Here is a 19963-nt window from a genome sequence, read left to right on the forward strand (position 1 = left end):
GGTCGTATTCCGCGACTCTCTTTATTACCTGTTTTGTCTTCATTGGCACTACTCCTGCTTTTTTGAGTAGTGTCAACTTTTTTCAGTATAAGACAAACTGATGATTCAACGTAAAATCGACAACTGGAGTCTCGTGGATTTTATGGAGAAGGTAGAAACTATATGAAATTTTTAGCAGTGTTCCTTTTGACTCTTTCGCTGGTGACAACGAGTTCTTTTGCTGTGTCGCTGAACCCTCCGCTGGTTCTGTCGATGCAGGAATATGAAGGGACTATGTCCTCCGACGATTTTGACTATAATGAAAGATCGGAGGCTGATTTCAGTTTCTTTAAACCCTTTGTGAGTGTGATTTCGTTTATGCTTGTTATTTTCGGGTTTTCTTGGGGTGTGATGGGGGCAGCGGAACTCAAGGACGGGGGCGATAACGGAGGTGCGATGCTTGGTGGTGGCCTAGGTATAACTGCTTTAGGGAGCTTGGGCCTATACTGGGCATTTTGAAAAAAAATGCAGCGGAACGCTGCACTATCTATTTTGAAACGTTTTCGACGTAAAGAATTAGATTGTAAAGCCTTGTATTTGCTTCGGACGATTCCATTGAACGATGCTCAATTTGTGCGAAATAGGTTGAATCAGTTGTGTAGTATGTTAAAGGAATGGCGTCTAACTCTTCGTTGTTGGAAATAGGCTTTATCATATAGCGGTCGTTAATGGTGCCGTTCTTATCGCGGTATGGGAAGAATTTGGCTTTAATGTCATGCGGCTTTTTTGAAATATGAATTGTTTCGTACTTTTGATAATCTTGGCTGTCATCTGTTTTCTTGTAGATGTTGTATTCAAAATACAAACTGTCATTTCTGATGCCAATGGCGTTGTGAATGCCGTCATAATGTGCTGCATCGTCAACGGCAAGGAAAATACATGCTTCGGGGGCTGAAGTTGCTTCTTGGGAAATGCTGGGTAGAGCATGATAGGATATTGCTGGTGCGCAGCCGCAAATTGATATGGCGATAATGGATAAGATTGCGAGTGCCCAGTAACGAGTTCTTTTCATATTTTCTCCAGAGGTGACGTGTTGAGGGGCTTGGATAACTCTAATTATACATTATTCTGTATGTTGGCAAATTTCTTATAATGCATTTTTCTACATTATCCTTCGTAACAGTAAAGGACTCGCTTATGAATATTCTCGTCGTTGGTAGCGGTGGTCGCGAACATGCCATCGCTCTTGCAGTCAAGAAGTCGCCGCTGTGCGACACTCTCGTGTGCGCTCCGGGCAACCCGGGCATGGCAAACCTCGGCAAGTGCGTGCCGGTGGATGTAGCCGACCCGAAGGCTATCGCCGACCTCGCCGTAGCAGAGCATATCGACCTCGCGGTCATCGGCCCCGAAATTCCGCTGGTCGCGGGCGTGGTGGATGAATTCCGCCGTCGCGGGCTGCGTGCTTTCGGCCCGACTGCGGCTGCTGCCGCGCTCGAAGGCTCCAAGGCCTTCAGCAAGGATATCATGAAGAAGTACAACGTGCCGACGGCAGCCTTCGAGACCTTCACCGATCTCGCCTCCGCCAAGAAGTTCCTCGCCGAACACCCGGCTCCGATCGTGGTGAAGGCGTCGGGCCTCGCTGCGGGCAAGGGCGCTATCGTCTGCATGACCGACAAGGAAGCGAATGACGCTGTGGAAGAAATGCTCGGCGACAAGGCCGTGTTCGGTGAATCCGGCAAGACGGTCGTGATTGAAGAATTCATGGACGGCGAAGAAGCCTCCATCTTTGTGGTTTGCGATGGCAAGGACTACGTGATTCTTTCTTCTGCCCAGGACCACAAGCGCGTCTTTGACGACGACAAGGGCCCGAACACGGGTGGCATGGGCGCTTACAGCCCGGCTCCGGTCGTGACGGACGCTCTCCTCGACGAAGTGAAGAAGACAATTATTGAACCGACCCTCAAGGGCATGGCTGCCGAAGGCAAACCCTACACGGGCGTGCTCTACGTGGGCATCATGGTGACTGCGAAGGGCCCGAAGGTGGTGGAATACAACTGCCGCCTCGGCGACCCCGAATGCCAGATTGTGCTTCCGCTCTATGACGGCGACGTGCTCGCGTTGTTTGATGCTGCCGAAAAGGGCGAACTCGCAAAGCTCGGTGCCCCGAAGGCTCCGAAGGGCAGCTCCGCAATCGTCGTGCTCGCCAGCGCCGGTTATCCGGGTTCCTACGAAAAGGGCAAGGTCGTCACGGGTATCGAGGACGCAGAAAAGAACGGCGCCCAGGTGCTCCATGCCGGTACCAAGATGGTCGACGGCAAGTTGGTGACCAACGGTGGTCGCGTGTTCGGCGTGGTGGGCCATGGCGAAACGCTCCAGGCCGCTCTCGACATCGCTTACGAAGCCGCCGAAAAGGTTCAGTTCGAAGGCAAGTTCTACCGCAAGGACATCGGCAAGAAGGGGTTGGCCCGTCTTGCGAAAATGGGCAAATAAAAAAGGAATTGAAAATGCAGATTAATGAAGTTCCAAATGCAAAGGTCGGTATCGTTGCGGGTAGCAAGTCCGATCAGGAAACTGTAGATAAGATTACCGCGGTGCTCGACAGCTTCGGCATCGTGTGGGAATACAACATTCTCTCCGCGCACCGCACCCCGAACGCCACCGCGAAGTATGCTCGCGAAGCCGCCGGGCGAGGCCTCCAGGTCCTCATCGGTGTCGCGGGCCTCGCTGCAGCCCTCCCGGGCGTGCTCGCAGGGCACACGATTCTTCCGGTCATTGGCCTGCCCTGCGCCGGCGGCCCCCTCAACGGCGTCGATGCCCTGCACTCTATCGTGCAGATGCCCCCGGGAATCCCGGTGGCAACAGTCGGCATCGGCAACGGCAAGAATGCCGGTTACCTCGCCGCCCACATCGTTGCCATCGCAGACCCGGCAGTCCGCGAGAAGCTCATCGCCTACCGCAAGAGTCTCGGAGATATTGAAGGGTAACACAATGTGGAATGTGTAATGTGAAATGTGGAATTAGATATTTCGCATCACACATCACACATTACACACCTCACATTCTTTTATGCTCTCTCGTCTTTGTACATTCGCTTCGCTCATGTACCAACTGTTCAGCTCGGTCATGCCCAACTTCGTTGGTCGCGACTCTCGCTTTACGCAGTTGTCGTCTATCGTCTTTCTCACGGCATTCCTCGTGGCGGCGTCTTTCGCCGGTGAGCCCAACCTTCCTGAGGTCAACGCCCCGTGGATGAAGGGAGAACGCTTGACCTTCAGCCTTGGTTGGGGGTTCATTACGGCAGGTACTGCGACTCTCGAGGTCAAGCCGATTGCTGGCGGCAAGACGGAGCTCCTGACGCATGCGACGGGCAACAAGACCATCAATCGAATTTACCCGGTAAACGATACGGTGTACACCCGCGTGCGTAACAAGGGACTCATGACCGAAGTGTTCCGCAAGCGACTCCACGAGGGCTCGTTCCACAACACGTCTGTTATCCGCTTTGACCGCAAGGGTGAAAAGGCCTGGCTTTCGGACACCGTGTTCACCGATATGAAAACCCGCAAGACCAAGCGCTCCGCCGATACGGCAGTCACTATTCAGGGCGAAGAACATAGCATTATGTCGGCGTTCTACTTGGTGCGAACCCTCCCGCTCAAGGTGGGGGAGACTTCCCGTTTTTCGGCGGTGAGTGGCAAAAAACGCTACGAACTTAAGGTCATTGTACACGGTCGCGAAAAGATCGAGAGCATTTTTGGCGAAGTCCCCTGCATTAAAGTGGAACCCGTTCTCGATGGCGACGGCATTTTTGTCTCCAAAGGGCGCATTTTTATATGGCTCACCGATGACGAACGCCGCATTCCGGTACTTATGGAGTGCGAAATTGCGCTTGGTTCTATCAAGGCTAAATTGCTTGAGGCCAAATAATGCCCAAAAAACCTTCGAAAAGCGTGTTTTTTGCTTTTTTTACATTAAGTTTCGTGCGATTTGCTCGCTTAAAAGTTATATTCGCAAATGCGATTATATAATCTGAGGCTTTTTCATGTTTAAGAAAGTACTTTTGTCTTTATGTTTGACCGCCTTCTTGTCTTGGGCGCAAGACGACTTTGACGAGGACGATGAAGGCTTTATTTCTGCCCCCGCCTCTGCTCAAGAAGAAGGTGACGCTGCTCCGCATGCTTCCATGGCCACTGGCGATGACGAAGAAGAGGAAGAAGTCTATGACGTTGGTATTAACTCTGCCCAGCGTCGTGAAATGGCCGAACGCAAGAAGTTTGAAGAAGAGCAGCGTCTCGATGAATACGCGAACTCAGAACGTCGCCGTGACTGGTTGCGCAACCGCTTGATTTTCCAGATCGGTATGGGTTCCCGTTACCCGATTATGGGCGAAACCGGTATGGGTATGGGTCTTGGTGCCGGCATTGAATACATTTTGCCGTTCCATTTGGCTCTTTACGGTTCTTTCGGTTTCGTGCCGAAGGGAACTGACAACGATTTCGACGAATGGGATCTTGAAGGCGGTACGGGTTACAAGGTTGGCTTGAACTACTATCTGTTCCCCAAGAATCCGCTCCATTTGGGCGTGTCTGTGTCTTACGGTACCGTGTACTTTGACCATGACATCGTTCCCGACGAAAGCAAGACCCGTGCTTTGATCAAGGTGGATGGCTTCCAGTTTGACGCCCTTATCACCTACCTGACCAACGAATGGTATTACTTGCAGTTCTCTATCGGTATGTACTATGCACCGAAGCTTGCCAAGACTCCGAAGACCTATTATGCAAGCACCGGTCAGGGCGACCAGGAAACGGATAACCCGAGCTTCCGTAAGCTAGAAACTCCGATGATGGACTTGGAAGGCAATTACCAGAACATTTGGCTGGCTGATGGCGAAACGGGTGAATGGGGTTCCCGCGTGGTGGACCCGAAAGGTATGAGCAAGACAGGCATCGTCTTCGGTATCGCTATCGGTTACGCTCTGCCGGAACTCTTCCCGGATGACACCGAAAAGCGCCGCCGCGAACGTGAAAAGGCTAGAGCCCGCTCTGGCGTCGCCGGTCGCTAAGTCCTGAATGACATTGAAAAAGGCTCCTCGATGAGGAGCCTTTTTTATACCCTTGATGCGATTCGAACGCATGACCTTCAACTTCGGAGGCTGACACTCTATCCAACTGAGCTACAAGGGCGTGTGGTGCAAAGATAGTAAATTACACCAGCTTCACAATCAGTTCATGCGGTTCGGCATCTACCACGAGCGCATCGCGGAATTCACCTACGTCGGCATCACCTTCGAGCACCTTCACGATATCGTCGTTTTCCATGGAGTTGCCTTCGGTGCGTCCGTAAAAGTGGTATTCGCTTTCTTCGGCAACCTGGTCGATGATAATGCGGACTTTCTTTCCGATCATCGCCTCGGCGTGTTCGGCATCAAGTTCTTCTTGCAAATCGTTTACGGCGTCGAGCCTTGCGCGGGCTTCGCTTTCGTCGACTGCAGGCAAGTCCATCTCCATCACGGGGGTGCCTTCTTCGGGACTGAATACGAATCCGCCCAAGTGATCGAACTGAATGTCTTCCAACAGTTCCATCAGTTCTTCAAAGTCTTCGTGGGTTTCGCCGGGGAATCCGACAAGCACCGTGGTGCGCAGCGTAACGCCCGGAATGCGCTCGCGAATCTTGTGCAGAATATCGACGAGTTCCTTTTTGCGGTAATTGCGCTTCATGTTCTTGAGCACGTTGTCGCTGGCATGCTGTATGGGCATGTCCACGTACTTCACCAGGCGCGGTTCGCTTGCCATCAGGTCCAAAAGTTCATCGTCCACGAACATCGGGTACCAGTAAAGCGTGCGGATCCACGGAATGTTTGTGTTGTCGAGAATGGCTCGTAAAAGCTGGGCGAGCGTGCCGCCCTTCTTGCCCTTTTCGCGGCCAAAGTAAGTCGTGTCCTGGGCGATGAGAGTGATTTCCTGGACACCCTGTGCTTCAAGCTCTTTGGCTTCGGCAACAATGTCTTCGATGCTACGCGACACTTGTTTACCGCGAATCAGCGGGATAGCGCAGTAGGCGCAGCGGCGGTTGCAGCCTTCGGCAATCTTCAGGTAGGCGTGGTGCTTGAATCCGCCTAGGTTCATGCGAGGCAGGTTCTCGGCGTCGCAAGTGGCGGGGGCAACAATGCCCATCTTCTTCAAAAGTTCGCCCGGTTTGTAGGTGCCCACCCAGTAATCGACTTCGGGCAGTTCCTTTACGAGCTCGTCGCCGTAGCGGCCCGAAAGGCAGCCCGACACAATCAGCTTCTGCTTGGGCTTCTTGCCGTTAATTTGTGCGAGAATCGCGTTGATGGATTCTTCTTTAGCGGCTTCGATAAAACCGCAGGTGTTCACCAGGATGTAGTCTGCCTTGGCGGCTGTGTCGCAGGTGGCAAAACCGGCGTGTAACATTTCTCCGACCAGGTTTTCTGCATCGACCTGGTTCTTGGCGCATCCTAGATGAACTACGAAAACTTTGGGCTTTTTAGTAGGCATAACGCCAAATTTAGAATTTTCTCTTACAAAAACACTACTTATTTTGCGCCTACATTTTCAATTATCTATATTTCGCAACTAGTAACTGGTAAGTAAAACCTTTTAACACGCAAAAAATTATGGCAGATTATTCTGATAAAATGAACAAGGCCATTGAGGCCACCGAACGTGAATTCTCGAAGATCCGCGCAGGCCAGGCTAGCCCCGCTATCCTGAACGACGTGCGCATCGACTACTACGGTACGCCGACTCCGATTTCCCAGGTGGCTAAGGTTTCTGTGCCCGAACCGCGCATGCTGCTTGTGTCCCCGTGGGAAAAGACCATGGTTGACCCGATTGAAAAGGCTATCCTTGCTGCAAACATCGGCCTTACCCCGATGAAGGACGGCAACTGCATTCGTGTGAGCCTCCCGATTCTTACCACGGAACGCCGTCAGGAACTTGCAAAGATTGCCCGCAAGCATGCCGAAGAAGGTCGTGTGGCAATCCGCAATATCCGCCGCGATGCTAACGACGCCCTCAAGAAGAACAAGGAACTGCCCGAAGACGAAGTCAAGAAGCAGCAGGACGAAATCCAGAAGGCTACCGACAAGGCTATTGCCCAGATCGACAGCCTCCTCGCTGAAAAGGAAGCAGACATCCTCAAGGTGTAGTCCGGGGTTTGCGTGGCAAATCAGCTTAGACATGTAGCGATTATCATGGATGGCAACGGGCGTTGGGCCCGTAGCCGCGGTCTTGAACGTTTCCTCGGACACCGCAAGGGCACCCAGGCGACGATTGATGCCGTTGAAGTGGGCGTGAACCTGAAACTTGAACACATGACGTTGTATGTGTTCAGTTCCGAAAACTGGGGCAGGCCCAGCAAGGAAGTGGATTACTTGATGAACCTCTTGATCGAGATGGTTGTCAAGGAAATTCCCGATCTCATGGAAAAGAACGTGAAGCTTACGGTGATTGGCAACATGAACCGTTTGCCAGAAAAGCCGCGCACAAGTCTTCAGTCCGCCATCGACAAGACGGCGAACAACACGGGCATGCAGCTGAACCTCGCTATCTCTTATGGTGGCAGGCAAGAAATTGTCGAAGCGACGCGTTCCATAGCCGCGCAAGTGGCGTCCGGGGCAATCAAGGTTGAAGATATCGACGAGACGCTCTTCGCTAAGAATTTGTATTTAAAAGGAGCTCCCGATCCGGATCTTGTGATTCGTACCGGGGGAGAGTTCAGGCTTTCGAATTACCTGCTTTGGCAGGCCGCTTACAGCGAATTCTACGTAACCGATACGCTGTGGCCCGACTTTACCAAGGAAGAATTCTTGAAGGCCGTCGAGTTCTTCAATACTCGAGAAAGACGTTTTGGAAAGGTGTTGCATGAGTAATCTTGCGCAGCGTTTAATTACGGCGTTCATCGCCATTCCTATTGTATTCTTTTTGCTGTGGTTCAGCGATTACAGCCGTATTGGCTTGATGTGCTTTATGGCTGGTGTCGGTGCTTGGGAATGGGCCGGTATGGCCTGCAAAATGTACAAGGGCCCCGATACCCGCTACCTTTCGTTTGCATCTTCCTTGGCCCTGACGCTCGCATGGGCTCTTTCCAAGGGTGGCTATTTTGGAATGCCTGCCGTGCCGTACGTGGTGGGCATGACCTTCCTCGTGATTTTTGCAATCTACATTGGTGTCGCGTATGCCAAGGTTGAAATTGACCACTTGTTCCCATGGCTCGTGATGCAGCTGGGCGCCCCGCTTTATGTAGGGCTTTGGGGCGGCATGAACGTGCTCATGATGGGCAACGGCCAGGGTTTTGAACATTGCTATCCGTTTATTCTTGTGATGACGGGTGTATGGCTTTGCGATACGGTGGCCTATTTCTTTGGCAAGTTTGCGGCAGGCAAGGGTCCCTTTGGTCGTCATCCGTTTGCGCCGAGCATCAGCCCGAAAAAGACCTGGGAAGGTTCTGTCGCCGGTTCTATAGCAACGGTTGCTTGGGTGGCTTATTGGGCCAAGTGCAGCGCCGCCCTCGGTTGCTTCAATGTGGAAATAGACCTTGCAAAGGCTATTGGCCTTGGTGTCTTGGTGACTGTTGCGGGCCAGGTGGGTGACCTCTTGATGTCTGCACTCAAGCGTTGGAGCGGTACCAAGGATTCCGGCAACCTGTTTGTTGGCCACGGTGGAGTGCTTGACCGCTGCGATTCCTTTTACCTCGCGGCCCCCGCTCTCTACCTGCTGATGGATTTTTTCCAGAAACTCGCTTAGCAGAAACGTTTCCGAACGTTTACATTCGTTGTTTTTGCTAACAACGGATACTGTCGCCCTATTATTGCGATTGTTTTAGCCCATATATATATTATAACGGGGTAGAACATTAAATCAATCACTAAAAAGGGTGTGAGTGTATGAATTACAAAAAGATTTCTATTGCTGCGCTGATTGCCATGGGTTCTTCCATGGTTTTTGCTCAGGATGCTGAAATTGCCACTTGGGCAGGCTTCCGCAAGGCAGCGGTTTCCTTCACTTTTGACGATGGCCCGCAAAGCGATGTAGGTGTTGCTTTGCCCATGTTCGATAAGTACGGCTATAAGGCGACCTTTAACATTGTTACAGGTTGGGTTGGCGGACAAGGAATGATTAGTTGGGATGGAGTGAAACAACTAGCCTCTTCTGGTCACGAAATCGCAAGCCATAGTGACAGTCATCCCAATGGACAACCGATGCCCGGTAATGAAATTGCATCGTCCAAGCAGACTCTTAACAGCAAGGTTCAGCAGAAATACGGCTGTATTACGCTGGCTTACCCGAACTGCGATACCCCGGGTGACTCCCAGGTTCTTCAGAATTACGTTGTCGGAAGAATTTGTAACGGAAGCTGGAAGGGCGGCTCCGATATTATGGGCAAAGATGGTCCGAACAACTGGGCTGCCGTTTCTGCGCTCATGACCGGTAATCAGGGAACCAGCGATTTTAAGGGCAATATGCAAAAGGCCGTTCAACAAGGCGGTTGGGTTGCATTCCTGACGCACGGCTTTACAACGGGCACAAACGGCTATGCGACTTACTCTCCGACCGATGCTAGCACTATGGAAGGCTCCCTCCAGTATGCCCAGCAGAACGACAAGGACATCTGGGTTGCCCCGATGGGCCACGTTGCCATGTACATCAAGGAACGCAAGGCATCAAAGGCCCAGGCATCCTCTAGCGGTAGCACCATCACAGTCCAGCTGACCCACAACATCAAGGACAACATTTCCAATTATGACTACCCGCTCTCCCTGCGCGTCAAGTACAGCGGCTCCACGGCAAACGTGACGCAGGCAGGTGCCAAACTTGAATCCAAGATTGACGGCGGCTATGTGTACTTCGACGCCGTGCCGAACGCAGGCGAGATCGTTATCGCTGGCGAAGGTGCTGGTCCTTCTCCGGAATCTTCTTCTAGCGCAGAACCGCCGAAGTCTTCTTCTAGCGAAGCCAAGAGCTCTTCTTCTACGAATCCGTGGGGTCCGAAGTCCTCTTCCAGCACGACTGCAATCAATGAAATTGCAGCCCAGAACGACTTCGGTCTCTCTGTCTACAGATCCTCTGACAACTACATCGTGGTCGGCGGCGCTCAGGGCATGAGCATTACCGTGTTCAATAGCCTCGGTCACCAGGTGCGTACCACTCGCGGTCTCGGTGCCGTGCAGAAGGTTTACACGGGCGCCAAGGGCGTGTACATTGTCAAGGTGGGCGGCAAGTCCTTCAAGGTCAAGCTTTAATCCGTTTTACCAAAACCTCTCTCGAAAAAAGGGAATCCTGATAAAAAGGGATTCCCTTTTTCTACATTTGGCATTAATATGCTTTTCTCTGAACTTCCCCTGGCAAATCCCTTGCAGCGCGCGATTCGCGCTGTCGGTTATGAACAGCCCACTCCGATTCAGGAACGCTCCATTCCGAGCCTTCTCGAAGGCAAGGACCTGCTGGGAATCGCCCAGACGGGCACGGGGAAGACGGCCGCCTTTGCTCTCCCGATTTTGCAGCTGTTGCTCGATTCGGGGAAATTTCGTGCGCCCAAGACTTGTCGCGCGCTGATTCTTTTGCCTACGCGCGAGCTTGCCATTCAGGTAGAAGAATGCTTTAAGCAGTATGCCCAGTTTACGGCGATTTCGACCGCCTGCATTTTCGGCGGTGTGAGCGACGTGAGCCAAAAACGCAATTTAATTCGCGGAGTAGACGTTTTGGTCGCGACCCCGGGTCGCCTGCTTGATTTGATCAACCAGAAGGCGGTGTCCTTGAAGGCTTTGGAATTCTTCGTGCTCGACGAAGCGGACCGCATGCTCGACATGGGATTCATCCACGATATCCGCAAGGTGGTGGCGCTGTTGCCGCAGAACCGCCAGAATCTGTTCTTCAGCGCGACCATGCCCGACGATATTACGAAGCTTGCCGCGACAATCCTGCGCCCGAACCCAGTGAGGGTGGAGGTGGCGCCGCAGAGCACTCCGATTGAACGCATTCATCAAGAACTCTACCGCATTGACAAACGCCGCAAAGGCGCTCTCCTCAAGGAACTGCTGCTCGCTCACCCCGAAATGAAGAAGGTGCTGGTCTTTAGCCGCACCAAGCACGGCGCCGACAAGATTACGCGCGTGCTCGAAAAGGCGGGCATCAAGTGTGCCGCCATTCACGGCAACAAGAGCCAGAACCGCAGGCAACAGGCTTTAGGCAACTTCAAGTGCGAACAGATTCGCGTGCTGGTGGCCACCGACATTGCCGCCCGCGGAATCGACGTGGACGATGTGTCGCACGTGTTCAATTACGACTTGCCCGATGTTCCCGAAACATTCGTGCACCGTATCGGCCGTACCGCCCGCGCGGGTAAAGATGGCATCGCGATTTCGTTCTGCGCTCCTGACGAAGAGCAAGATTTACGCGCCATCGAAAAGCTGACCCGAATCAGCATTCCCGAAGGCGACAAGGCGATTTACGAAAAGCTCCCGCCCCAGCAAAAAGAAACTCCCGAAAGCGAAATGCGCAATGCACGCGGTCGCGGATTCCCGCGTCGTGACAACAGCCGCGGCAAACAGAATCAGGCTAAGCCCGGTAACAAAAAGGAGCGTCCGCAGCAAAATCGCCCGCAGAATAAACCGCAAAACGAAAAACGCCCCGCTCCAAAGAGCGAAGGCGTTCAACAAGCGAATCCGCAGGATCAGTTGGGACGCCGCACCATCGGGAAAAACCGTCCCGGCTCGCGTGCCCGCAAGCGCATGCGCGAGGCTGCCGAGGCCGCTCGCCGCGCTCAAGGCAATTAAGCTATTCGATCGAGTACAAGAACCATTCCCAAATGATTCTTGCTTTTTCGCCCGTAGTCGTGTGCAGTTTCGGATTGTTTTCTGCGACCCATCCCAGGTTCTTGACCGGAACGCAGTCGGAATCCTTCAGCAAGTCCTCGTCATCGTAGTAGTCGTCATGTTCGTTCTTGTCCCTGAGAACCGGGCAAATCTCGATTGCGTCGATACCGCGGGGCAGCTGGATAGCAATCTTCTTTTCGCCAGCCCATCTGTCGACGTCGACAGTATCCAGAATCGTTGCAGAAAACGGGTCGTACTCCGAAGGATCGGAGTCAATGTAAGACTTGACCAGGAACCTGATTTCGGGATCGCCCAGTTTTTCGCTCTTGCTAATGGATTCAACTGTCTGCTTGTAGTTGATAAGCGTAATGCTCAGCATCTTGTTGTAGCGCAGGTAGTTGACCATCGGGCCATCGTCTGATCCGGTGTAGTTGCCCTTGTCGTTGTATTCGTCTTCGTTCTTGACCATCTTGATGATTGTGGCAAGGCTCAGCACGGTGTCGGCGCTGTTGCCCCTGAACTTGTCGATAAAGAGGTCGCAGCGTTTCTTGTAATTGTCGGTAAAGCGCTTGGTCTGGTCGTAGCAATTGTAGTTGTCGATATTTTCGCGCAAGGATTCGAGGGACTCCAGGGCGTCCTGGGCTCCGACTTCAATCGAGAATTCAACTTGTTTCTTGTCTTCGACTTCAATGGGGTTGTCTCCGCATGCAACAAGCGGAAGCGTTGCCAGGGCAAGCAGCGGAATCGAGACTAGTTTCAACATAAAGTTTTTCTGATTCATAATAATACCTGATTACCTTATGCTAAAGTCTAAGAACATGCGCCAGGTCGGGGAACCTTGTCCGATATTGTGGAACCGGTGGTTCGCGTTCTGGGTTGCGCCGCCAAAGGCGAACATCTGGATTTCGAAGGACACGAGTCGGCTTTCGACACCAAGACCGATCCAGCTGTTCGTTTCCCAGTCGTCCATGTAGAAGAACTTGTTTGTCTGGTGGCTTTCGTATGCCGGGAACGGCGTTGCGCCTGCGCTTTCGAACAGGGCAAGGTCTTCCTTGAGTTTCTCGTCTTTGGTGCTCATATAGAGCCTGTTCTCGGTGTCGGTCAGTTCGTAAATGGGCTTGGTCAGTCCAAGCGTCAAGCTGGTGTACAAGAAGGTGGTCGTTCCCTTGATGTGGTAACCGAACTTGCCGGTCAGCGGCATGTCGGCCGAGAAATTGTAGTACTTGCGGTCAAGTTCGTGCCTGAGCGTGTACTTTTCGCCTGTAGAAAGCTTGCCTTCTTGTTCGTCTACATCAAAGGTCCAGCGGGAATAGCGGTACAGTGCACCCAGTCGACCTTGGACTCCAAAATAGTTGCCAAAGTAGTGTCTGTAGAAGTAATACATGCCCATGCCCATGCCCCAATTGGCGTCGTGGTCCATGTGCCAGTAGTTCTTGTCGTTGTATGTGGCGCTCATAAGGCTCAAACCGTGGTGCATTGTCTTGGAGCGCTTCTTGGCAGAACGCAAGACCTTTTCCTGGTAGTCGGCGTAAGTGATCTTGTTGCGCATTTTCTTTGGTGCGGCAGTGTCAGCGGCTGTCGTGTCGGCCTTGGCTGTATCTGCCGGTGCAGCTGCGACCTTGTCGGTGTCGGCGGACTTTGCACTGTCTGCCACTATGGCAGAGGTGTCTGCTGCTTTGACTGTAGAATCTTGCAAGGCGGCCTCTGGCTGGTTGGCCGAGGCGGTAGAATCAGTATCCCAATCGTCAGGGGGCGGTTCAGGGGATCCCTGGGCGAATCCGAGAACAGCAAAAACGCTGCTAATAGTCAAAATTTTGCGAATCGTGTTCATAATCGTGCATTAGCTCCCATAAATGGGGTTTCAGATACATAAAATAAGAAAAAAATAACCCTTGTGCAAAAAAATATTAAAAAAAATGGAATTTGTAAAAAAAAATAATTAGTTTTGTCTCAAGAAGGATTCCTAGTGGTTTTCCTTGTTTTTGTTGAAGGGCAAAACGCTAGCATTAGAGGAATGTTTATGAATACAGGTAAGATTTCTCTCGGAAAGTTACTCTCCCTGCTTGTTTTTGTGGTGGGTTTTCAATCTGTATGGGCTGATGTTTGGAAAGGTAATATCGAGGCTCCCCAAAAGCAGACTATCGGGGGCAAGGAATATTACGTGATTGAAAAGGCTGCGCACCTGGCGTGGTTTTCCGATTCTGTCAACAAGTATGTGCTTAATGCGAAATGGCAGAGGATGATAAGTCTCATTGAGGCCGACACCTCTAAACCCGAATATAGGACTCGTGCGTTCAAGGATTCTGCTATTGCCTTGATGACGGCAATCCGGCAGGATCCGGAATCCTACTATCAGGATCCCGCCAAAAAAGCTCTCTGGAATAAGGGCCCATATACAGGGTATTTGAGATCGGCGTGGGACTTTACGACCGATGTAGAAATGAATGCCACGATAACGGCGGAATACCTGGATATGAACAATATTCCGTTTACTCCGATTGCTGCCGGTAATGGTACTGCGAAATATACAGGAACGTTCTTGGGAAACGGTATTACCATCAAGAACTTAAAGGTCGATAGTAAGGAATTCCCGTTACAGGTCTTTGACGTGGTGCATGGCTACCCCTCCTATTGTCAGAATGTGGGCTTGTTCGGCGTGATCGGTAGCGGTACAGTAAGGAATCTGATTCTTGATGGGGTGACTATTTATGCGACCGGTAAAAATGATTACTGGGCAAACCCGCACCAGGTGAGTGTGGGTCCCATTGTCGGTTGGATGACCGGCGGAACCATTGATACCTGCTATACTTCGGGAAAAATCGTCACGAATGGTCGAGATGTTGGTGCTGGCGGTATTTTGGGTGCAATGACCAACGGCAAAAAAATAAGCAATGCCTTGAGTACGGTTTCGATTGAAGCGTCCGGACGAGATGTCTATGTCGGTGGTATTTCGGGTGTTATCCGTGGTGGCGTGACTATTTCAAGTAGCGTCTATGATGGCGATGCTCTGGAGGCTCATCCGGATGAAATCGGAGCGCAGGGGGCTATAGCTGGCCGAGTCGTAAATAACAGAGACACTTCAAAAGCCCAAACGATCGATATTACTCTGTCGCATTGCTATTACGATGAAGATGCCCTAGACAACGATAATTGGGTTGGTTCCCTCGATGTATATGTGAATGTAATTGGCGACCCCAAGGGATTTTCTGATGTCAATACAGAAGAAAATGCGTGCTTGCTGAATAAACATACATGGAATGAATCGACAAAGACTTGCTCCGATTCTACGGGCCTTTGGACGAATCAAGAAAATATCGCCATTACCGGTGTTTCTAAAAGAGAAGGCGACTTGAATGCGGAAACGGTGTTCTTGATTACCTTCGATGCAAACGGAGGCTCGTTCGCTCCTGGCGCAAAGACGACTAAGGAACTGAAGTTCAATACCCCGTTGACGGCCGATGAAATCTCGACTCCGACTTACGACAGCACCAAGGCTTTTGTGGGCTGGTCTTTGGATCCGACGGCTACGGCATTTGGAGATTTGGGAATTGTCTATGGCGTAAAAAAAGTGTATGCCGTATGGAAAAATCTGAATCTTTACAAGATTACCTTTGACCTCAATACGGGCGACAGCTCTGCGACATTAACGAAGATGGTGGTAGAAAATAAGGCCATTACGACGGATGGTTTTGCAGAAGGAGCACTCCCGTCTGTTTATATGGTCGGTGATGCCAAGTATTATTTTGCCGGCTGGTCGCTTGCCAAGATGGGTCAGGTTATTGATACCCTAGGCGTGGCGACGAAGGATATTACGTTCTATGCTCGATGGAGAGATGCTCCGCAATACAAGGTGATTTTCGACGTGCAAGGTCACGGAACTGCGCCTGCCGACAAACTTGTTGCCGAAGGCGAACACACGACGGCTCCTGATGAACCTACCGCCATCGGATATGTTTTTGAAGGCTGGTATAAGGAACCGTCTTGCAAGAACAAGTATAATTTCCAGACGTTGGTAGATACGACAATCACGTTGTATGCCAAGTGGACGCCCATGGTTTACGACATTACTTACAATTTGAATGGCGGATTGAATAATGTCGCTAACCCGACTACTTATACGGTTGAAAAGGATTTCACTTTTGCTGCGCCGACCATCAATAATGACACTCTCGAATTCAAGGGTTGGTTCTATGACGGCGCCTTTACGAATCCTGCTAATCAGGTCACGAAGGGTTCTTACGGCGATATAACGCTTTATGCTTACTGGAAAATCAAGGAATTCGTCATCAATTATCAGGCTGGTGAAGAAGGCGTGAACAACGTTCCTCCCGTGGTAAAGAAATATGGCGAAGCGATAAACTTGTTGGGGGCCGTGTATCAACGTCCCGGTTACGAACAGGACGGCTGGTCTACAGTCGATAACGGTGACAAGGTGTATGAACTGAATGGTCTTTATACGGACAACAAGGCCGTGCAATTGTTCCCGCATTGGAAAAAGGTTCCTTATACAATTACGTACGTGTTGAATGGTGGCGTAAATGATGCCGAAAATCCGGCGACCTACACCTTGGATGATTCTACCGGAATCGCTTTGAAGGATCCGACAAGAGTGGGTTATAAGTTTGAAGGCTGGTATGAAGCCGAAGACTTTAGTGGTTCGAAGATTGCAAAGTTCCAGGCCAAGACTCCCTATGGCAACAAGACTCTTTATGCCAAGTGGAGCCAGATTGTGGTAACGGTTATGGCCGAAGAAAAATCCTGTGATTACAATGGAAAGAACTGCGGTGCCAAGGTCTCTATAACGGGCGTTCCGGGCGGATACAAGGGCTATGCAATTACGGATTCTATCAAGAATGTGAAGGATGGACCGATTGATGCAAAGATTGTTGGCTTTATCATCGTAAATACGACGACGGGCGATACTGTAACCAGTGCGTTCAATGTCGTGTTCAAAGAAAGCGGATCTGTCAGTGTGAATCCGAAGCTGGTTAACTTTACCACGGATAATATCCCGCCGGAAACGTATACGGGAGACTCTATCCATGTTAAGGGCAGCTCCAAGACAAGTGGCTTGATCGCGGGCCATTCGCACAATGTGGGCTACACTGTAGATGCTCTCGAATGGCGTGAAGATGGCTATGACCCGGTTATGACGGATCCTGCTAAGGTGAAAATTTTGGATGCCGACGGCAACGACGTGACAGATAACTATACCATAGGCAGTATTGCTCCGCCGACCAAGAAATTTGTTGTTAAGAAGAGCGATGGCGACTTCGATGTTGTTTTCGCCGATGAACACGTGACGGATGATGGCAATCCGCATTCCATGACGCGTGGTGCCTATAGCGATGTCCCGGGAACGACATTCAAGTACCAGCTGGATGGTGCCGGAGAATGGACGGATGACTTGAGCTCTCTTGTGGCGTCGGGAGTTGGAGAACATACAGTTAAAGTGATTGCTACCAACCCGAATTACAATAAGACTCAAGAAAAAACGGCGAAGCTGGTAATTACCGATAAGATTATTGTTACTGTCGAAGTGAAGAGTAAATCCAAGGAATATGATGGAACTCCTTTGACAACGACTTACGAGACGAATGGTGCGTTTGAGCCGGGTGATGAGCCGGTTGTTGAACTGTCCGGTTCGATTAAGGATGTGGGATCCGTAATTGCCCGGGTGAAGTCTTTCAAGGTGATGAACGGTTCTACGGATGTGACTTCTAAATATGTAGTCAATACGTACGATGCGTTCTTGACGGTGAAGAAAGCGGTACTCAACATTAAGACTGAATCTGGCACGAAGTCTTACGATGGAGCGCCTCTTGTCAAGGATGTTCCAATCGTTACTGGACTTAAGAATGGAGAAAAACCCACAATTGAGGTGACGGGTAGCCAGAAAATGGTCGGCTCTTCTACAAATGAATATAAGATTACTTGGGGTTCTGTAAATCCCAAGAACTATCAGATTGTCGAAGACCTCGGAACCCTCACGGTGACAAAGGCTCAAGTCGAGATTCGGATGAAAGATGCCGTTAAGCTCTACGGCGATGCGGATCCTGCTTTGATTGGTACTGTGTCGGGCTTGGCTGATGGAGCCGAAGGCGATTTGGGCGAACTCAGGTATTACCGCTTGAATCCGTCGGTCAAGAATGCTGGCGAAAATGTGGACTCCATTGCGGTGAGCTATACGCCTAACCCGAACTACGATGTGACTGTTGTTCTGGGTAAGTTGACGATTGAAAAACGCCATGTGACGTTGACGTCTGCCTCTGCAACCAAGGTGTATGATGGCACTCCGCTGACAAATGACGCAATCAATGTTGGTGGCGACGGCTTTGCTCCCGACGAAGGCTTTATCTTTACGGTAACCGGCACGCAGACGAATGCTGGTAGCAGCGAGAATGCCTTTACCTATGTTCTTAAGGCGAATACGGATACGGCTGCAAACTATATCGTTGACGCGCCGGTAATCGGTAAGCTTCAGGTGACCAAGTCTCCTGTGAATGTGACAATCAAGGGTAACACCAATACCTATGCCTACAATGGTTGGGAACAGGTGATTTCGGGTTACAGCTTGAAGATGGACAATAGTCTTTATTCTGTAAGCGATATCGAGTTCAGCGGAGATTCTGTCGTTCGTAAGACTCGAAGCGGCAATTACCCGATGGGGCTCGAAGTTAAGAACTTCGCGAACAAGAATGCGAACTTCGACGTTACTTTTGATGTAACGGATGGTCGCTTGGTTATTCTTCCGCCTGAAATCGCGGTCAAGTACAACGATGCCGGCGACACGATCCACGTGGTTGTCGGCGAAAAGGATTCCGATTCCGAAGTGAATGCGAAGATTAACGATGCCCTCGAAAATCATGTGCCGCCGATTCCGCTGCCGACGAAGGCTGCTGATGACGACTCTACCTATGCCTTTGCCGGCTGGGCAAAGAACCTGGGCTCGGGCATGTATGAACCGGTATTTGACGCTACGGTCAAGCTCGACACGATTCAGGTGGTTTACCAGAAGAATCCTAAAGAAACGATCGATGTCGTGATTCACGTAACGGATACGTACAGTGAAATTGTACAGAGAATCGACAGCACGTTCAATGATAGAGGTCTCGATTTGCCGACCAAGCCGAGCGATGGTGATTCGAACTATGTGCTCGTTTGGGTGAAGAATGATTCTACCGGAGAGTATGAACCTGAATTCAAGGGTGAATTGATTGTGGTTGAAATTGCCGCGCAATACGGTGATTCTCCGACCGATACCATTCATGTGATGATTCGCCCGAAGGATACAAATGCCCAGATTAACAATAAGATTGGTAACGCCCTTACGAATCATTTGCCGCCTATCAAGGTGACGCCTAAGGATACTTCGTACTCGCTCGTTGGCTGGAAACAGGATTCGAAGACGGGCAACTATGTTCCGATCTTCTCGAAGGAAGAATTGGTCTTCAAGATCAATTTCCACTTGCCCGAAGGCGCAGAGCTTACGGAAGAATTCGAAGGCTACGTTTACGGCAAGGTCGCGAAGCTCCCGGATGCGGTCATGACGTCTGATACGACTTGGGTGTTCAAGGGCTGGTATACAAAGACCAAGGGCCGCGGCAACCATGTGAAGGCCATGCGCGAAGGTGATTTTGGCAACAAGAGCCTGTATCCGTACTTTATCAAGACGCTTCGTTACGACACCTATGGTGAAAAGGAAGTCAATGCCAATGGCGAGAAGGGCGAAATCGTGGTTATTTACACGGATCGTGCCGACACGACAATCGAACGCGCCCTACGTAGCGTTTTGCCGAAGGACTTCGCCAAGAATGGCGTGAAGTATACGTTCAACGGCTGGAAACTTGTGGATGGCGTGTATGTGGCGATCTTTAAGCGAGTCTCTGTCCGCTTCAATGTGGTGCTTGATTCTCGAGCCTTCAGCATTGAAGAGGCACAGATGGGAGCCCGTTACGCCGTGTTCGACATGGATGGCCGCGTTGTAAAGCGTGGTGTGGTGTCGAACGGCTCGCAGCGTGTAGAAGTGCCCAAGTCGGGCAGTTACACCGTGCGTGTAAACAAGGACGCCGTCCAGGTGAACGTTAAGTAGCTTGTCATCCTGAGCGTAGCCCGTAAGGGCGAAGTCGAAGGATCTGTAGGAGTGCG

The 19963-nt window shown here is 51.0% G+C and carries 15 protein-coding genes and 1 tRNA gene; 11 read left to right on the forward strand and 5 right to left on the reverse strand.

The window, feature by feature from the left end; genetic code table 11:
- Positions 1 to 162 precede the first annotated feature (162 nt).
- Positions 163 to 498 (forward strand): hypothetical protein, encoded by a 336-nt coding sequence (locus BUC02_RS13965; protein WP_073323560.1) that lies wholly within the window; start codon positions 163 to 165, stop codon positions 496 to 498.
- Positions 499 to 526: 28 nt separating this feature from the next.
- Here BUC02_RS13965 and BUC02_RS13970 read toward each other — a convergent pair whose 3' ends face one another.
- On the reverse strand, positions 527 to 1051 hold the full coding sequence (locus BUC02_RS13970) for a hypothetical protein (RefSeq protein ID WP_073323562.1): 525 nt from the start codon (positions 1049 to 1051) through the stop codon (positions 527 to 529).
- A 125-nt stretch (positions 1052 to 1176) separates the two neighbouring features.
- On the opposite strand from BUC02_RS13970, the gene purD reads away from it, so the two are divergent.
- The 4 genes from purD (at position 1177) to BUC02_RS13990 (ending at position 5044) form a co-directional block, all read left to right on the forward strand.
- Positions 1177 to 2469 carry a phosphoribosylamine--glycine ligase gene (gene purD / locus BUC02_RS13975; RefSeq protein WP_073323564.1) on the forward strand — a complete coding sequence of 431 codons (1293 nt, stop codon included), beginning with the start codon at positions 1177 to 1179 and terminating at the stop codon, positions 2467 to 2469.
- 14 nt (positions 2470 to 2483) lie between these two features.
- The gene (gene purE / locus BUC02_RS13980) at positions 2484 to 2963 is read left to right on the forward strand and encodes a 5-(carboxyamino)imidazole ribonucleotide mutase (protein ID WP_072813314.1); all 480 of its coding nucleotides are present in this window, start codon (positions 2484 to 2486) and stop codon (positions 2961 to 2963) included.
- A gap of 82 nt (positions 2964 to 3045) precedes the next feature.
- Positions 3046 to 3906 carry a DUF3108 domain-containing protein gene (locus BUC02_RS13985; RefSeq protein WP_083564610.1) on the forward strand — a complete coding sequence of 287 codons (861 nt, stop codon included), beginning with the start codon at positions 3046 to 3048 and terminating at the stop codon, positions 3904 to 3906.
- 115 nt (positions 3907 to 4021) lie between these two features.
- Positions 4022 to 5044 (forward strand): hypothetical protein, encoded by a 1023-nt coding sequence (locus BUC02_RS13990; protein WP_073323566.1) that lies wholly within the window; start codon positions 4022 to 4024, stop codon positions 5042 to 5044.
- Positions 5045 to 5091: 47 nt separating this feature from the next.
- Here BUC02_RS13990 and BUC02_RS13995 read toward each other — a convergent pair.
- Positions 5092 to 5165: transfer RNA gene (locus BUC02_RS13995), tRNA-Arg, on the reverse strand.
- Between the two features lie 21 nt (positions 5166 to 5186).
- On the reverse strand, positions 5187 to 6497 hold the full coding sequence (rimO, locus tag BUC02_RS14000) for a 30S ribosomal protein S12 methylthiotransferase RimO (protein ID WP_073323568.1): 1311 nt from the start codon (positions 6495 to 6497) through the stop codon (positions 5187 to 5189).
- A gap of 119 nt (positions 6498 to 6616) precedes the next feature.
- On the opposite strand from rimO, the gene frr reads away from it, so the two are divergent.
- The 5 genes from frr to BUC02_RS14025 all read left to right on the forward strand — a co-directional run bounded on the left by frr (position 6617) and on the right by BUC02_RS14025 (position 11776).
- The gene (gene frr / locus BUC02_RS14005; protein ID WP_072799877.1) at positions 6617 to 7150 is read left to right on the forward strand and encodes a ribosome recycling factor; all 534 of its coding nucleotides are present in this window, start codon (positions 6617 to 6619) and stop codon (positions 7148 to 7150) included.
- A gap of 12 nt (positions 7151 to 7162) precedes the next feature.
- The gene (locus tag BUC02_RS14010) at positions 7163 to 7873 is read left to right on the forward strand and encodes an isoprenyl transferase (RefSeq protein ID WP_073323570.1); all 711 of its coding nucleotides are present in this window, start codon (positions 7163 to 7165) and stop codon (positions 7871 to 7873) included.
- Positions 7866 to 8747 carry a phosphatidate cytidylyltransferase gene (locus tag BUC02_RS14015; protein ID WP_073323572.1) on the forward strand — a complete coding sequence of 294 codons (882 nt, stop codon included), beginning with the start codon at positions 7866 to 7868 and terminating at the stop codon, positions 8745 to 8747. The genes BUC02_RS14010 and BUC02_RS14015 overlap by 8 nt, the downstream gene beginning before the upstream one ends.
- Positions 8748 to 8887: 140 nt before the next feature.
- Positions 8888 to 10243 carry a polysaccharide deacetylase family protein gene (locus BUC02_RS14020; protein WP_073323575.1) on the forward strand — a complete coding sequence of 452 codons (1356 nt, stop codon included), beginning with the start codon at positions 8888 to 8890 and terminating at the stop codon, positions 10241 to 10243.
- Between the two features lie 78 nt (positions 10244 to 10321).
- On the forward strand, positions 10322 to 11776 hold the full coding sequence (locus tag BUC02_RS14025; RefSeq protein WP_073323577.1) for a DEAD/DEAH box helicase: 1455 nt from the start codon (positions 10322 to 10324) through the stop codon (positions 11774 to 11776).
- A 1-nt stretch (position 11777) separates the two neighbouring features.
- Here the strand turns inward: BUC02_RS14025 and BUC02_RS14030 are convergent, their stop codons facing one another.
- On the reverse strand, positions 11778 to 12578 hold the full coding sequence (locus BUC02_RS14030) for a hypothetical protein (RefSeq protein WP_073323579.1): 801 nt from the start codon (positions 12576 to 12578) through the stop codon (positions 11778 to 11780).
- Positions 12579 to 12608: 30 nt separating this feature from the next.
- Positions 12609 to 13646: a hypothetical protein gene (locus BUC02_RS14035; protein ID WP_073323581.1), complete on the reverse strand. Its 1038-nt coding sequence runs from the start codon at positions 13644 to 13646 to the stop codon at positions 12609 to 12611.
- 189 nt (positions 13647 to 13835) lie between these two features.
- Between BUC02_RS14035 and BUC02_RS14040 the strand changes: the two genes are divergently transcribed.
- Positions 13836 to 19907 carry an InlB B-repeat-containing protein gene (locus BUC02_RS14040; RefSeq protein ID WP_175549883.1) on the forward strand — a complete coding sequence of 2024 codons (6072 nt, stop codon included), beginning with the start codon at positions 13836 to 13838 and terminating at the stop codon, positions 19905 to 19907.
- Positions 19908 to 19963: the final 56 nt, after the last annotated feature.

This window comes from Fibrobacter sp. UWOV1 (genome assembly GCF_900142495.1).
Taxonomy (GTDB): Bacteria; Fibrobacterota; Fibrobacteria; order Fibrobacterales; family Fibrobacteraceae; genus Fibrobacter.

What these genes read in the sequence shown, in the direction of transcription:
- BUC02_RS13965 (WP_073323560.1), top strand. Translation starts at nt 163, where the DNA reads ATGAAATTTTTAGCAGTGTTCCTTTTGACTCTTTCGCTGGTGACAACG.
- BUC02_RS13970 (WP_073323562.1), bottom strand. Translation starts at nt 1,051, where the DNA reads ATGAAAAGAACTCGTTACTGGGCACTCGCAATCTTATCCATTATCGCC.
- purD (WP_073323564.1), top strand. Translation starts at nt 1,177, where the DNA reads ATGAATATTCTCGTCGTTGGTAGCGGTGGTCGCGAACATGCCATCGCT.
- purE (WP_072813314.1), top strand. Translation starts at nt 2,484, where the DNA reads ATGCAGATTAATGAAGTTCCAAATGCAAAGGTCGGTATCGTTGCGGGT.
- BUC02_RS13985 (WP_083564610.1), top strand. Translation starts at nt 3,046, where the DNA reads ATGCTCTCTCGTCTTTGTACATTCGCTTCGCTCATGTACCAACTGTTC.
- BUC02_RS13990 (WP_073323566.1), top strand. Translation starts at nt 4,022, where the DNA reads ATGTTTAAGAAAGTACTTTTGTCTTTATGTTTGACCGCCTTCTTGTCT.
- rimO (WP_073323568.1), bottom strand. Translation starts at nt 6,497, where the DNA reads ATGCCTACTAAAAAGCCCAAAGTTTTCGTAGTTCATCTAGGATGCGCC.
- frr (WP_072799877.1), top strand. Translation starts at nt 6,617, where the DNA reads ATGGCAGATTATTCTGATAAAATGAACAAGGCCATTGAGGCCACCGAA.
- BUC02_RS14015 (WP_073323572.1), top strand. Translation starts at nt 7,866, where the DNA reads ATGAGTAATCTTGCGCAGCGTTTAATTACGGCGTTCATCGCCATTCCT.
- BUC02_RS14020 (WP_073323575.1), top strand. Translation starts at nt 8,888, where the DNA reads ATGAATTACAAAAAGATTTCTATTGCTGCGCTGATTGCCATGGGTTCT.
- BUC02_RS14025 (WP_073323577.1), top strand. Translation starts at nt 10,322, where the DNA reads ATGCTTTTCTCTGAACTTCCCCTGGCAAATCCCTTGCAGCGCGCGATT.
- BUC02_RS14030 (WP_073323579.1), bottom strand. Translation starts at nt 12,578, where the DNA reads ATGTTGAAACTAGTCTCGATTCCGCTGCTTGCCCTGGCAACGCTTCCG.
- BUC02_RS14035 (WP_073323581.1), bottom strand. Translation starts at nt 13,646, where the DNA reads ATGAACACGATTCGCAAAATTTTGACTATTAGCAGCGTTTTTGCTGTT.
- BUC02_RS14040 (WP_175549883.1), top strand. Translation starts at nt 13,836, where the DNA reads ATGAATACAGGTAAGATTTCTCTCGGAAAGTTACTCTCCCTGCTTGTT.